9 protein-coding genes and 1 tRNA gene are annotated in these 12,990 nt (G+C 43.0%); 8 read left to right on the top strand and 2 right to left on the bottom strand.

Annotated features, from left to right (window positions below):
* Positions 1-235: 235 nt before the first annotated feature.
* Together ACK8P8_RS03665 and folB are read right to left on the bottom strand one after the other, a co-directional pair.
* A tRNA-Cys gene (locus ACK8P8_RS03665) sits at positions 236-306 on the bottom strand.
* Positions 307-370: 64 nt separating this feature from the next.
* Entirely contained in the window at positions 371-724 is a 354-nt protein-coding gene (folB, locus tag ACK8P8_RS03670) for a dihydroneopterin aldolase (protein WP_369859382.1), read from the bottom strand.
* Positions 725-1,148: 424 nt separating this feature from the next.
* On the opposite strand from folB, the gene ACK8P8_RS03675 reads away from it, so the two are divergent.
* From ACK8P8_RS03675 to ACK8P8_RS03710, 8 genes are all read left to right on the top strand, one after another.
* A complete protein-coding gene (locus ACK8P8_RS03675; RefSeq protein ID WP_369859381.1) occupies positions 1,149-3,338 on the top strand; it encodes a M18 family aminopeptidase in 2,190 nt (729 codons plus the stop codon).
* Between the two features lie 68 nt (positions 3,339-3,406).
* Positions 3,407-3,835 (top strand): MmcQ/YjbR family DNA-binding protein, encoded by a 429-nt coding sequence (locus ACK8P8_RS03680; protein WP_369859380.1) that lies wholly within the window; start codon positions 3,407-3,409, stop codon positions 3,833-3,835.
* Positions 3,836-4,057: 222 nt separating this feature from the next.
* A complete protein-coding gene (locus ACK8P8_RS03685; protein WP_099290673.1) occupies positions 4,058-4,639 on the top strand; it encodes an RNA polymerase sigma-70 factor in 582 nt (193 codons plus the stop codon).
* Between the two features lie 54 nt (positions 4,640-4,693).
* A complete protein-coding gene (locus ACK8P8_RS03690; protein WP_369859379.1) occupies positions 4,694-5,854 on the top strand; it encodes a FecR family protein in 1,161 nt (386 codons plus the stop codon).
* Between the two features lie 91 nt (positions 5,855-5,945).
* Complete coding sequence (locus tag ACK8P8_RS03695) at positions 5,946-9,233, top strand: SusC/RagA family TonB-linked outer membrane protein (protein ID WP_176554933.1); 3,288 nt, start codon at positions 5,946-5,948, stop codon at positions 9,231-9,233.
* Between the two features lie 11 nt (positions 9,234-9,244).
* Entirely contained in the window at positions 9,245-10,681 is a 1,437-nt protein-coding gene (locus tag ACK8P8_RS03700) for a RagB/SusD family nutrient uptake outer membrane protein (RefSeq protein ID WP_176554932.1), read from the top strand.
* Positions 10,682-10,691: 10 nt separating this feature from the next.
* Positions 10,692-11,447, top strand: a complete 756-nt coding sequence (locus tag ACK8P8_RS03705; protein WP_176554931.1) for a DUF4843 domain-containing protein — start codon at positions 10,692-10,694, stop codon at positions 11,445-11,447.
* A gap of 17 nt (positions 11,448-11,464) precedes the next feature.
* A complete protein-coding gene (locus ACK8P8_RS03710; protein WP_369859378.1) occupies positions 11,465-12,970 on the top strand; it encodes a hypothetical protein in 1,506 nt (501 codons plus the stop codon).
* The last annotated feature ends 20 nt before the right edge of the window (positions 12,971-12,990 follow it).

Here is a 12,990-nt window from a genome sequence, read left to right on the forward strand (position 1 = left end):
CTAGTAAAGATGAGGTATAAATAGGGATAGTTGGAGTGTTGAAGAATATAAAATTGAGAGATGTTGTCACATCTGTAATTGATTATTTATTCGAGTTATATATATTTATTGCTGTATACATCATGAATGATTGTAGATGAAAGAAGCTATTAAAATGGTCAAGGTTTTGTGTCATTTCCGGCTCTAAACACCTTATAAACAAAAATCAGCCACCTTGTAAGTGACTGATTTCTTGAGGTCGGTAGCAGATTTGAACTGCTGTACACGGTTTTGCAGACCGCTGCCTAACCGCTCGGCCAACCGACCCTGTTGCGATTTTGCAGTGCAAAGATAAGGTGAAATTTTGGATTCTACAATACCTTACTGCAATTTATTTCGATAAAGTAACACTTGTTGCCGCGATTTTACCACCCAAGGGGGGATTGAGCTTTGATACTTTAATAGTTACGTGCGTGATTTGGGGGAATGTCCGGTAGAGGGCATCGATCATTCTTTGTGCCACGTGCTCCAGCAGGTGGGATTTGATCATCATTTCACGGGCAATAATTTCATAGGCGGTCAGGTAACTGAGGGCGTCGTTGATGTCATCGCTTTGGGCGGCTTCGCTGCAATCGGTTTGGATGCGGGCGTATACCATGAATTTGTTTCCCACGATTCGTTCTGTTTCGTAGCACCCGTGGTAGGCGAAAAATTCCATTCCTTCGATTTCTATGATTCCTTCCATGATTGTTAATTTTTGTGTTTCATGTTTTATTCTTATCTTGCGGCTTTAAATACAAAAGAGCCGACAGGGGATGTCGACTCTTAAGATTACATTACTAACTACTAACCTAAACCATACAAACTTATGAAAAATCTTCAATCTCTTAAAGACGGTGCAAAGATAGAGGTTGTTCTTGAATCCGGCGAAAGATTAGTGTTAATAAAAGCTGTTTTTAGGGTTAATGTAGGTTAATGAATTTGATAAAAACAGGCTCTGAATGGCGTGTTGTGAAATAGATTTGAGTTTAATGTGTTGAATGATAGTTTGATGTGTTTTTGGGACGTGTGAATACTATTCATTAATTGTTAATTAGTTATTAGTGGATAGTGCATAGGTCGAATATTATTCGTATGTTTATCAAACAGATTTTAGTATAAAAAGTAATATGATAGATTGGGTTAAAGTATCAGATATACAGGAGATTATTCGTGGTGCGGGATTTTTGGTATCGGATATATATAAAAAAAGGAATTTTCATGTAGAGACGAAAGGTGACATGACTCCGGTCACGGAGGCGGATAAGGCGTCGAGTGAGTTTATCGTGCAGGCGCTAAAAAAGCTCTATCCGGATATTCCCGTGATTAGTGAAGAGGCGTCGTTGCCTTCTTATGATGAACGGAAAAAGTGGAAGTACGTGTGGGTGGTTGACCCGCTGGACGGCACGAAGGAGTTTATTTTTCGGAACGGACGTTTTTGTATCAATATCGCTCTGGTGGAAGACGGGCATCCGGTGTTCGGGATGATTAATAATATTTGCGATAAGGAAATATTGTGGGCTTTCGCGGATGGTGAGCGCGGGATAACACGAGATGGGGAGGAAAGCGTGTTGGAGGCTTCCATGGAAGTGCCGTCCCGTTTGAGAGTGGCGGTGAGTCGTTTTCATCTGACGGAGAGAGAGATGCAGTATATCGATGGGTTGAAGGCGGCGGGGTATGACGTGGAATTAATGCCCTTGGGGGCTTCTTCCAAACAGTGTATGGTGGCAGAGGGAAAAGTGGATATATGCCCTAAATTCGGGAAATGCTCGGAATGGGATGTCGCGGCGGGACAGGTGTTGGTGGCGGCTACCGGGGGGCTTGTCGTGAACGCAGAGACGGGGGGAGAGGTGTTGTATAATAAAGAAAATATTCTGAGTTCGCCTTTTATCATGTTCAGCAAGCGGATACATGAAGAAATTAAACGGGGTAATCGTATTTTTTTGACTCCTGACGCGGAGGTTGAGGTAAAAAATGATTATCTTGGGGCACAAAGAAATGAAATAATAAATCAAGATATAATGGAGAAACAATTAGCAAAAGAACTGATTGAGTTTATACATGAAAGTCCGACAAACTTTCATGCAGTGGCGAATGCCAAAAAAGAGTTGCTGGATCATGGTTTCAAACAACTGTTTTCCGGGGAAGCGTGGCAAATAGAAAAAGGGGGTAAGTATTTCGTGACGAAGAATCACTCGTCCCTTTTCGCTTTCGAGATCGGAAGCGGCGAGATTGCCAGTGACGGGTTCAAGATTATTTGTGCCCACAGTGATTCTCCCACTTTCCGGATCAAGCCGAACGCGGAGATGCCTGTTGCCGGACAATACTTGAAGTTGAATACCGAGGTTTACGGGGGACCTATCATGTACACGTGGTTTGACCGTCCGTTGTCGATGGCGGGGCGCGTGATGCTGAAGAGCCTGAACCCGTTGAAGCCCGCGACGCAATTCGTGAATTTCAACCGTCCGTTGATGGTGATCCCGCATATTGCTATTCATTTCAATCGTGCCGTGAATGATCAGGGTAACCCGTTAAGCAAGCAAAAAGATATGTTGCCGGTGATCGCCATGATTAATGAAACGTTCGAGAAGGATAATTATCTGGTAAAGTTGATTGCCGAGGAGATGGGGGTAAACAAGGAGGATATTCTTGATTTTGATTTGACGTTGTATGAATTCGAGAAAGGATGTCTGTTCGGTGTGAACGAAGAGTTTATTTCTACCGGGAAGTTGGATGATCTGGCGATGGCATTTGCGGGATTGAAGGCATTCGTAAATTCGGAGAAATGCCGGAAGACGAAAGTGCTCGCTATTTTCGATAACGAAGAGGTGGGAAGCGGGACGAAACAGGGTGCCGGTTCCCCGATTCTGCGTACTATCGTGGAGCGTATCGTGTTCGGGTTGGGTGGTAAGCCGGAAGATTTGTACCGGGCTATTCATAATTCCTTCATGATTTCAGCCGATATGGCTCACGCTCTTCACCCGAATTACGTGGAGAAACATGACCCGACGAATCATCCGGTGTTGAATGGCGGTCCGGTGATAAAGATTAACGCTAACCAGAAGTATATTACCGATGGTGATTCCGCTGCCGTGTTCAAGACGATTTGTAAAATGGCCGGAGTGCCGTGTCAAGAGTTTGTCAATCACTCGGATATGGCAGGAGGTTCCACGTTGGGAAATATTTTGCTTTCCCAAATGGAAATGCGCGGTGTGGATATTGGTAATCCGATGTGGGCTATGCACTCCGTTCGCGAGACGGGCGGCGTGAAGGATAATGCTTACGTGATAAAAGCTTTCACTACGTTTTATAATATTTAAGATTGTTGTTATTAATTGGGAAGGGTTGTCTGTAATCGGCAGCCCTTTCTTCTTTATATCCGGATGCAATGAATATTGAGGAATTTAGAGAATATTGCCTGTCATTTAAGGGCGTTCATGAAAAAATGCCGTTTCCTAATGTAGCTGATCGGTATAGTCGTGATGTTTTATGCTTCTACGTGCTGGATAAATGGTTCTGTTTCGTGAATATTGAGGTGTTTGATTTTTGTTGTATTAAATGTGATCCCGGGGAGGCGGGTGAGTTGAGGGCTCAATATATGGGGATAAAGCCGGGATGGCACATGAATAAGAAATATTGGAACAGTGTTTATTTTAATCAGGATGTACCGGATGACAAGATAAGGGAATTGGTCGCTGAATCTTATCGTATTGTTGTTCAAAGTTTGACAAAAAAGGAGCGGGAGATGCTGTTGGAGAAAATATCCCTTGATGAAAAAGAAATACCGGATATTGCAGGAAGCAATGAAGCAATGTGATGGTTTTGATATTTCCAACTTAGAATGAAATATTTATATAGTTTTTAGGACAAAGGAGGAGGTCGCTTGGCTTCCTCCTTTGGTGTATTTTTGTCATTACGATAATTTGTGTGATTGTTTGGCTTTAAAGATTATTCTTTATATTTGTGCATTCGGAGAGTATTTTATGTCGTCTTGGGATATAAAAGATGTGGGGAATTAAAACGTGTAAAAAATGGATCTATGATGCAGGCTGTTCCGATCGATATGGGTCGCTTGATAGATGGTGACGAGAAGATATTCAAATGTCTGTTCGATTCTTCGTACGTGGGAATGGTGCAACAAGCCGTTTATTATACGAATGATCCGGACGTGGCGGAAGATGTCGTGCAGGAGGTTTTCGTGCGGTTGTGGGAGAAGCGTGAGGAACTGAGGGGGATTGAGAATATTCAGGGATATTTGTCATTCAGTGTAAAGAATAGATGTCTGAATCATTTGGAACACCAGCAGGTTGTGGATAAATACAGGCAACATTGTTTGATGTCGGAGATGTCGGAAACGGATGAAAGTCCGGAAGTTCTGATCGAGGAGGTGAGTCGTTTGTTGGAGAAGTTACCGGAAAAAAGACGAAGGGTGCTGGAGATGAGTGTGCTCGATTCCAAGTCTTACGCGGAAATAGCGGGGGAGTTGGGGATATCGTTGAACACGGTGAAGGATCATATAAAAAAGGCATATTCTTTTCTGAGGGAAGAGGCACGGAAGAGTATTTCCTACTCTGTTCTTTTTATCGCGTTATATCGGCAAAAAGAAAAAAATAAGGAATAGGTGATTTTTTTTCATTTTTGAACCACTCGTTTTAAATTCTTACCTGTCTTTAGTATGAAAATAACCATAACAATGCAGGAAGAAATAGAAGATATAATCATGAAAAAGCTCTCGGGAGAGAGTTTGTCCCAAGAAGAGGGGGCGTGCTTTGAAGCGTGGTGTCAGGATGAGGAACATCAGGAGTATTTTGAAGACTTGCGTAAGATTCGCTCCGGGATTTTAGCTTCATTGGTGGCGAAAAAGGTAAACAAGGAGAAAGCATGGCGTAAGGTGCGTCCCGCTAGAAGAAGAACTTTGGTTTATCGTGTGGCGGGATACGCGGCAATGTTCGTGTCGGTTCTGGGGGTGGCTTTGGCGCTTCTTTCACGTGAAAAGCAAGATGAAAAAATAACTTACACTCATTCCGTGGTACTGCCCGGGAAGAAAATGGCGACCTTAACGTTGTCCACGGGAGAACAAATCGTGTTGACGGACACGTTGCCTCAACTGAAAGAAAAAGGTACCGTTATTTCCCATTCGGAGGAAAAGGCGTTGGTATATAATCAAGTGCAGGATTCTGTTTCGGCGGGCGTCGTTTATAACGCGGTAACGGTTCCCCGGGGCGGAGAGTATAAATTAGCTCTGTCGGACGGAACCATTGTCTGGTTGAATTCCGATAGCTATATCCGTTATCCGGTGAGGTTTTTCGGTGATATGCGTCAGGTTGAGTTGCGGGGGGAGGCATATTTCGAGGTCGCGAAAGATGGCGGGAAGCCTTTTGTCGTGAGGATGAGGGAGTATAATATCCGGGTGACGGGGACTCAATTTAACGCCCGGAGTTATTCCAACGAAGGGACAGCCACGACTTTGGTGGAAGGTAGCGTGCAAATTGAAAGAGGTAAGACAGTGAACAAGTTGGTTCCGGGACAACAAGCCATATTAAAAGACGGGCAAGTGGAGGTGCGGAAAGTGGATGTGGAGAGCCAGATAGCGTGGAGGGACGGGAACTTCTCGTTCTCGCAATGCCGTTTGGAAAATATTTTGGATGAGCTTGCCCGCTGGTATGATGTCGATGTGTTCTACATGAATCAGCAAGTGAAAGATTACCATTTCTCCGCGTGGTTTAAGCGGAGTTCCTCGATAAGCGAAGTCATCGCTATTCTTGAAAAAACGAAAAAGATAAGTTTGAATTTAAAAGGAAGAATGCTTACCGTAAAAGACAATAGTAGAAATTAAAAATAAAACATGAGGCATATTTGCCGTATGCCTCATGTATATAAAACTCCTCGCCAAAGGAATTTTAATGTTAAACTTGAAAAACAAAGTTATGAAATTTTTATGTAGAAACCTAATCTGGATTATGATTAAAATCAAGCTGGTATTCCTAGTGTTGATTTTGGGCTTCTCCAGTTTGAATGCGAAAGTTTGGTCGCAACAGGAGCGAATTGATTTTGTGTTCGAGAACATGAACATGGTTCAGTTTTTTGAACAGCTTCAGAAGAAGACTAATTTAAAGTTCGTGTTTAATCATGAAGATGTCCAGAAGTACACTGTAAATGGAAAAGTACATGACAAGTCTGTGGAGGAGATATTAGATATCGCCCTTGCAGGTAAGCCCTTGCGTTATGACATCACGAGTGATCACGTGGTGATTTATTATGCTGCGATTCCCGTTAAGGACGAGAAGCCGAAGGGGATTAAGATTAAAGGAACCGTGACGGACGAGGAGGGATTGACGCTACCCGGTGTTACCGTGGTAATCAAGTGGACAACTATCGGTACGGCTACCGATGTCGATGGAAAATTCGCCTTGGAGGTTCCCGAATCCGATACCACGAAACTGGTATTCTCGTACGTGGGGATGCAGACCTACGAGTTGAACATCTCGAAGAAGAAAACGGAATACAATGTTGTTATGAAGTCCGACAGTAAGGCATTGGAGGATGTTGTCGTGACCGGATTTTTTACGAAAAAGAAGGATAGTTTCACGGGTTCCGTGAAGACGATGACGGTGGAAGAACTCAAGGCTGTGTCGAACACGAATCTCGTGAGCGCGATTTCGATGTTGACCCCGGGTATGCGAATGGTGGAAAACAATGCTTTCGGGTCGAACCCGAACCGGATGCCGGAGATTGTTATCCGGGGTACTTCGTCTTTATCCACGGAAGCTGACCAGAGTGCCAATCAGCCGGTAATTATTCTGGATGGAGTGGAAATCACGATGCGTGATTTGTATGACCTTGATATCAATGATATCGAACGTGTCGACGTGTTGAAGGATGCTTCTGCCACCGCTCTTTATGGAGAGAAAGCCTCCAATGGAGTTATCGTGATCGAGAGGAAGAGAGTGTTGAATGACCGGTTGCGTTTGTCTTATAATTTGGACGGGGCGCTGGAGGTACCCGATTTGAAATCTTACGATTATCTGGATGCCAAGGATAAATTGGAATTCGAGCGTTTGGCCGGATTGTATAATTTCGAGTTGTTGAATGATTTTGAAGAATATAACCGGAAGAAGATATTAATATCCAAGGGATTGGATACGGATTGGATGTCCAAGCCTTTGCGTTCCGGTTTCACGATAAACAATTCTATCGGCGTGAGCGGTCGGGGTAATGGTATGACGTACCGGGTAAACGCGAACGTGAGAAACGTGAAGGGTGTCATGAAGAAAGACTACCGTAACACGATCGGCTTGACAATGTTCCTCTCTTACCACGTGGACAATAAATTGACGGTATCTTTCCAATCCAGTTTCTCCGATTTGAAATGGAAAGAAAGTCCTTACGGGAAATTCTCGGATTACGTGAGAATGAATCCTTATGATGCGCCGTACGATGAATACGGGCGTTTGAATAAAACAGGTTCATGGGAAATGGCGAATCCGTTGTATGAGGCTGAATGCGGGAATTATGACGAGGGAAATAGTCGTTCGTTCACGAATACTTTATCTTTCCGTTGGGATGTCTTGCCCGGTCTTTTTATCAATGGAAGCGGGTCTATCGTGACTTCCAAGGATCGGACGGAAGTGTTCTATTCTCCGGAGTCAAACGTGTTTAACGGTGTTTCTAACCGTTCGGAGCAGGGAACATTGGAAATTGTGAATGAAAGGTATTTGAAATACGAGGGGAAGATTATCGCGAATTACGCCCAAAATTTCGGGGAAGATTTACTTCTGACGCTTCATGCGGGGGCTGATATTATGAAAGAAACAACTACAAGAGACGGGTACACGGCTTATGGTTTTTATAAATCGTCCTTGCATGCTCCTAATTTTGCAGCCGGATTCGGTACGGGGACTAGACCTGATGGTTCCGAAGATGTCAGTACTAAAATAGGTCCGTTCGTGAATGCTAACTTTATTCTCAAGAATCGTTATTTCGTGGATGGTTCATTCCGTCGTTCCGGTTCTTCGAAGTTTGGAGATGAGAATAGATTTGCTCCTTTCTGGTCAGTGGGGGCAGGTTGGAACATTCATAACGAGGAATTTGCAACTCGTTTCGGATGGGTGAATACTTTCCGTTTACGTTATTCTTACGGTGTAACCGGAAACGTGAGTTTTGCACCTTATCAAGCCGTGACAACTTATTTTTATAATGGGGATAATTTTTATCTGCACGGTATTGGTGCTATACCCAAAACGATGGGTAATAGGGATTTGAAATGGGATTTGACGAAAGCGCACAATATCGGGTTGACTGCCGATTTTTGGGATGGACGTATTAATTTAACTTTTGATTATTACAGGAAGACGACGGATGATGTGCTGATAGATATGTCTGTACCGCCTTCCGTGGGAGAGAGTACCGTGCGGAATAACCTCGGGCAGATGCGCAATGTCGGATTCGAGTTTGACGTGACGGCCTTGTTACTCTCGACCAAAGATTGGCGTTTTAGTATAAAAGTAAACGGAGACCATAACAAGAACGAGATTTTGGGTATCAGTAATAGTTTGGCCAAGTACAACGAGGAGGCAAACGCGGATGGTTCTTCATCACCGAAGGTATTGTATAAAGAAGGTGAATCCACTACCGCTATTTATGCCGTTCGTTCCGCGGGAATTAATCCGGCTACCGGAGAAGAAGTATTTATCAAACGGAATGGGGCATGGACATTGGAATATGATCCGAATGATAAGGTGGTCGTGGGTGACGAGAATGCATGGTTGAAAGGGGCCTTTTTCCCTATGTTGTCTTACCGGGGATGGCAGATTAATCTTTCTTTCGAGTACAATTTCGGGGGGCAGATTTACAACACTACCCGTGCCGATAATGTAGAGAACGTGAATCCCCGGCATAATGTAGACCGACGGGCATTTGAAGAACGTTGGAAAAATGTGAACGATGTTCCGCCTTATCTGGACATTGCAAATGCTGATTCGCGCACCAGTTATCATACCAGTCGGTTTGTGGAGGATGATAACAACGTAATATGCAGAAGTATAGAACTTTCTTATGAATTTAATCAAAACTTGTTGAAAAAGATAGGTTTCAAGCGATTGAGATTGAGCGCCGGGATGAAAGATCCTTTCCGTATGTCGACAGTTAAATTCGAGCGGGGGACATCATATCCGTTCAGTCGCGGATTTACTTTTTCAATTAGTCCGACTTTCTAATAAATATGGTTATGAAAAGATTGAAATATATATTGTTTATCCTGTTGATCGCTTGCTTTTCCTGTGATGATTTCTTGGATGTAAAGCCGACGGGAGAGATTGTGAATAACAAACTGTTTGAAACCGCCGAAGGTTTCGAGGAAGCTATTTACGGTGTTTATTCTTTTCTGGCGAGAGAGCCGTTGTACGGGAAGAATATGACTTACGGGTTGGTGGATGTCGTGGGGCAGTATTTTTCCGGCAGATGGGATAAACACTGGTCAAACGAGTTACGATTGTATAATTATAAACACATGGAGGTGCGTCCTGAAATTGATACGATATGGATATCAATGTACAGGGGGATTTCTTACGTGAATAACATGCTGGAGAATTTGGCGGAACGTGATCCTTCCGAATTTGCCTTGTATAACGTGTATAAGGCTGAAGGCTTGGGATTGAGAGCTTTCATGCATTTCGAATTGTTGCGCTTGTTCTCGGAGAGTATTATCCAGAACCCGAACGCGACGGGTATTCCGTACCGGGAGAAATATTCTTATCAGGTTACCCCGTTTGACCCGATCAGTGAATCGTACAATAAGATTATCCGGGACTTTAAGGAGGCGGAGAGATTATTAGCGGAACATGGCGAATATTTTGACCGAACGGATGAGAATGCCGGAGGATTCGTGAAAGACCGGGTGATTCATATGAATCTGTATGCGGTGCAAGCTCTCTTGGCACGAGTGTATTGGGAGAAAGGAGATCTGGAAACGGCTAAAAATTATGCCATGAAGGTAATAGAAGCTCCCTATTTCTCTATGGAGGCGAAGACTGATGTCGAGGATATTATGAATGGAGTGATTTCCGATAAGGAAACAATCTGGGGATTGTATTCAGAAGAATTTCCGAATTTTACCCGTGATGTTCTTTACTCTAGCGGAGGAAATCTTTCTTATGATCCCAAACCGGATTATCGTGATATTTATGAGATAGATCAGGACGGATTCGATTATCGCTTGGATAAATGGTTTCAGACCTTGTCCGATCATGGTGCCGAGGGGTTGCGGTGTATGAAAGTGGTCGATCGTTTCAAGGTGCGTCTGAATACGCGTCCCGTGACGAAATTGAGCGGTATTAATATGATTCGTTTACCGGAATTGTACTATATCGTGGCTGAATACTATTTATTGCAGTCCGACATGGAAACAGCTGCCACCTATTTGGATAAGGTCGTGCGTGCCCGTGGTTTGAATGGTTTTAACAAGGGGGATGGGATGGTCGTTGTGACTCGTATGAATATCAATAATGACAGGCGGAAAGAATTGGTTTGTGAGGGACAGTGGTTCCAGATATTGAAACATTATAACATGTCTATATATGAGGCGATTACTGACCAGACTTTCCAACCTTCAAAGGATATTTACGTGTTCCCCGTGCCTGATAGTGAATATGAATACAGAGATTAATTTGAATGTTATGAAAAAGATATATATTATTGCCATATTGTTATTCGGGGCATTGTTTTCGTGCACGGATGATGACTATCAATTATATAACACGTCGTTGACAAATAAGATTTATTTCGATAGGGATTCCTTCTTTTTCCAGTATGGACCAAGAGAAGATAAAGATGTCGATCTCGAAGTCCCGATTAGTTTGATTGGGTTGGCGAATTTTGACCAAGACGTGGAGTTCAAAGTAAGTGCTGATATCCGTAATTCGACTGCTAAACTGGGCGTCCATTATGATATGGACGAGATTCAAGTTTTCATGAAAGATTCGGTGACGGCTGCTATTAAATTGGATTTCAAGAGAGACAATCTAGTGAAAGACATCCAGTACAAGCTCTACTTGAATTTGGAAGCGAATGACGATTATATACCGACGAACAGGACGAGATGTGTCGTGTTTTTTGGGGATATCAGTTTAGAGCAGCCGGAATGGTGGCGTCCTGATCGTTTAGGAACATATAATCAGGATAAATTGATTCTGTTTATCAAATATTTCCATGCCACGAAAGAATCACTCCCCGTGCTTTATGATGATATCGTTTCCAAATGGGGCGAGTATCTGGATAACACGGCGCATGATCGATTCGAGTACCTGTTGACGACCTATGTTTATCTGGGTTTCTTTAAACAACATGTTTATACTCCCATGTACGAGTATTATATCCAATCCGGAGATGATCATTACAAGTTACCGGATCCGGCAACAACAGAGTATGAATGATTGAAAAATAGGATATTATGAACAAGATAAAATATATATGGAGCATGATTGTCATCTTGTGCGGCTTACAGGCATGTTATGATGATAATTCAAAATTGGCGGATCAACCGATTATCGAGGTGAAAATTAATCAAACGGCAAAAGATTCGATCAATATCTATTTCAATAATACATTGGAAATTGAAGGAGATATAGAGTGTGAAACCGACGCGTTAACTTACCAGTGGGATATGGGACTTTACTCGATGGATTCGCAAACGGGCGAGTCTATGACAGTTTTCAAGAATATCTCTAAAGAAAAAGACTTGAGTTATGTGGTACGTGATTTGGGACACTATCACCTGCGGCAAGTGGTAACTAGCGAGGATGGAAGCACGATCAAATATTACCATGTTTTTGTGAATTCCCAGTTTGAAGAGGGATATACCATTCTAGGACGTCGCCCGGACGGGAAAGGGAGTATTGCTTTCATGAAAACTCTTACGCCTGAAGAAATAGAACAAGGAATGCAACCGACGTTTATGCAGAATGCTTATGCTTACGCGAACGAGGGGGAGGAATTGTTTATGGATCCCGTGGACGTGGATAAGGTGGGAAAGTTTTTGTATATTTTGCATGGGACGTCACAGAAAATGCTCCAGATAGATGCTAAAACATTCAAGAAAGTGTATGAATATGATTTTAAATATTACGCTTTGGATTTTCTGCCGGGGAGATTAATGGCTTATGACGGTAATTTTAGCAGAGAGTTTGAAGTTGTTTCCAAAAATGGGGGTGTTGCGATGGTACAAACGGATCAACAGGCGATATTTCCCTTTCCCGGTCTTCCGAAAGAAACCGTGTACACGGATGCTTATGATCGTCCGAGCTGGAAGAATAGCATGACGAGAGTATTTATTGGTAAAGATCGGGATGCCGTGTGTTGGAATGGTGCGAACGGGTACGATCCTTTTTTCTCTTATCAGGACTGTTTTGATTATTTTAAAGGCAGGTATGTAGTCAAATTGTTTCAGAATGAATCAACGGACGGTAATGATGTCTACGTGATCAATCGCACGGGAGGGCAAACTGTCATCACGGGTGTTAAAGCTATGATGTACAATTTTGCCGGAGGAGGAGGTCTTTGGGTACTTTTTGAACGTCCGATCCGGGAAGGTATAGTTACGGAAGATTCACAGATATTACCGAATGATTATTACTCTTGTGCTTTTGTTTCCAATGGGAATAAGGTATACAAATGGTTCTATACCCAACATGATTTGGAGGCGAATCCTTTTATCACCTTGCCTGATGGAGAAGAAGTGCGTTGTATGAATCATTACCAGTGTTCCCGAAGCGTTAGTGATGCAGAATATCAAGATTATTCGCGGCAAAAACAATTCTATATTGCCACTTACAATCCGGATCGGGAAGGCGAGTACAAGGGGTCGTTGTATATCTATGACGCGGATACGGGAGCCTTGGTAAATAAATACGAGGGGATCTCTGATGAGCCGGTGGCATTACTTTATAAGATTAAGTAAGAAAATATTAATAATGGAGA

The sequence above is a fragment of the Butyricimonas muris genome (assembly GCF_046365375.1).
Taxonomy (GTDB): Bacteria; Bacteroidota; Bacteroidia; order Bacteroidales; family Marinifilaceae; genus Butyricimonas; species Butyricimonas muris.

Coding starts and splice junctions, on each gene's coding strand:
- folB (WP_369859382.1), bottom strand. CDS start 724: ATGGAAGGAATCATAGAAATCGAAGGAATGGAATTTTTCGCCTACCAC.
- ACK8P8_RS03675 (WP_369859381.1), top strand. CDS start 1,149: ATGATAGATTGGGTTAAAGTATCAGATATACAGGAGATTATTCGTGGT.
- ACK8P8_RS03680 (WP_369859380.1), top strand. CDS start 3,407: ATGAATATTGAGGAATTTAGAGAATATTGCCTGTCATTTAAGGGCGTT.
- ACK8P8_RS03685 (WP_099290673.1), top strand. CDS start 4,058: ATGATGCAGGCTGTTCCGATCGATATGGGTCGCTTGATAGATGGTGAC.
- ACK8P8_RS03690 (WP_369859379.1), top strand. CDS start 4,694: ATGAAAATAACCATAACAATGCAGGAAGAAATAGAAGATATAATCATG.
- ACK8P8_RS03695 (WP_176554933.1), top strand. CDS start 5,946: ATGAAATTTTTATGTAGAAACCTAATCTGGATTATGATTAAAATCAAG.
- ACK8P8_RS03700 (WP_176554932.1), top strand. CDS start 9,245: ATGAAAAGATTGAAATATATATTGTTTATCCTGTTGATCGCTTGCTTT.
- ACK8P8_RS03705 (WP_176554931.1), top strand. CDS start 10,692: ATGAAAAAGATATATATTATTGCCATATTGTTATTCGGGGCATTGTTT.
- ACK8P8_RS03710 (WP_369859378.1), top strand. CDS start 11,465: ATGAACAAGATAAAATATATATGGAGCATGATTGTCATCTTGTGCGGC.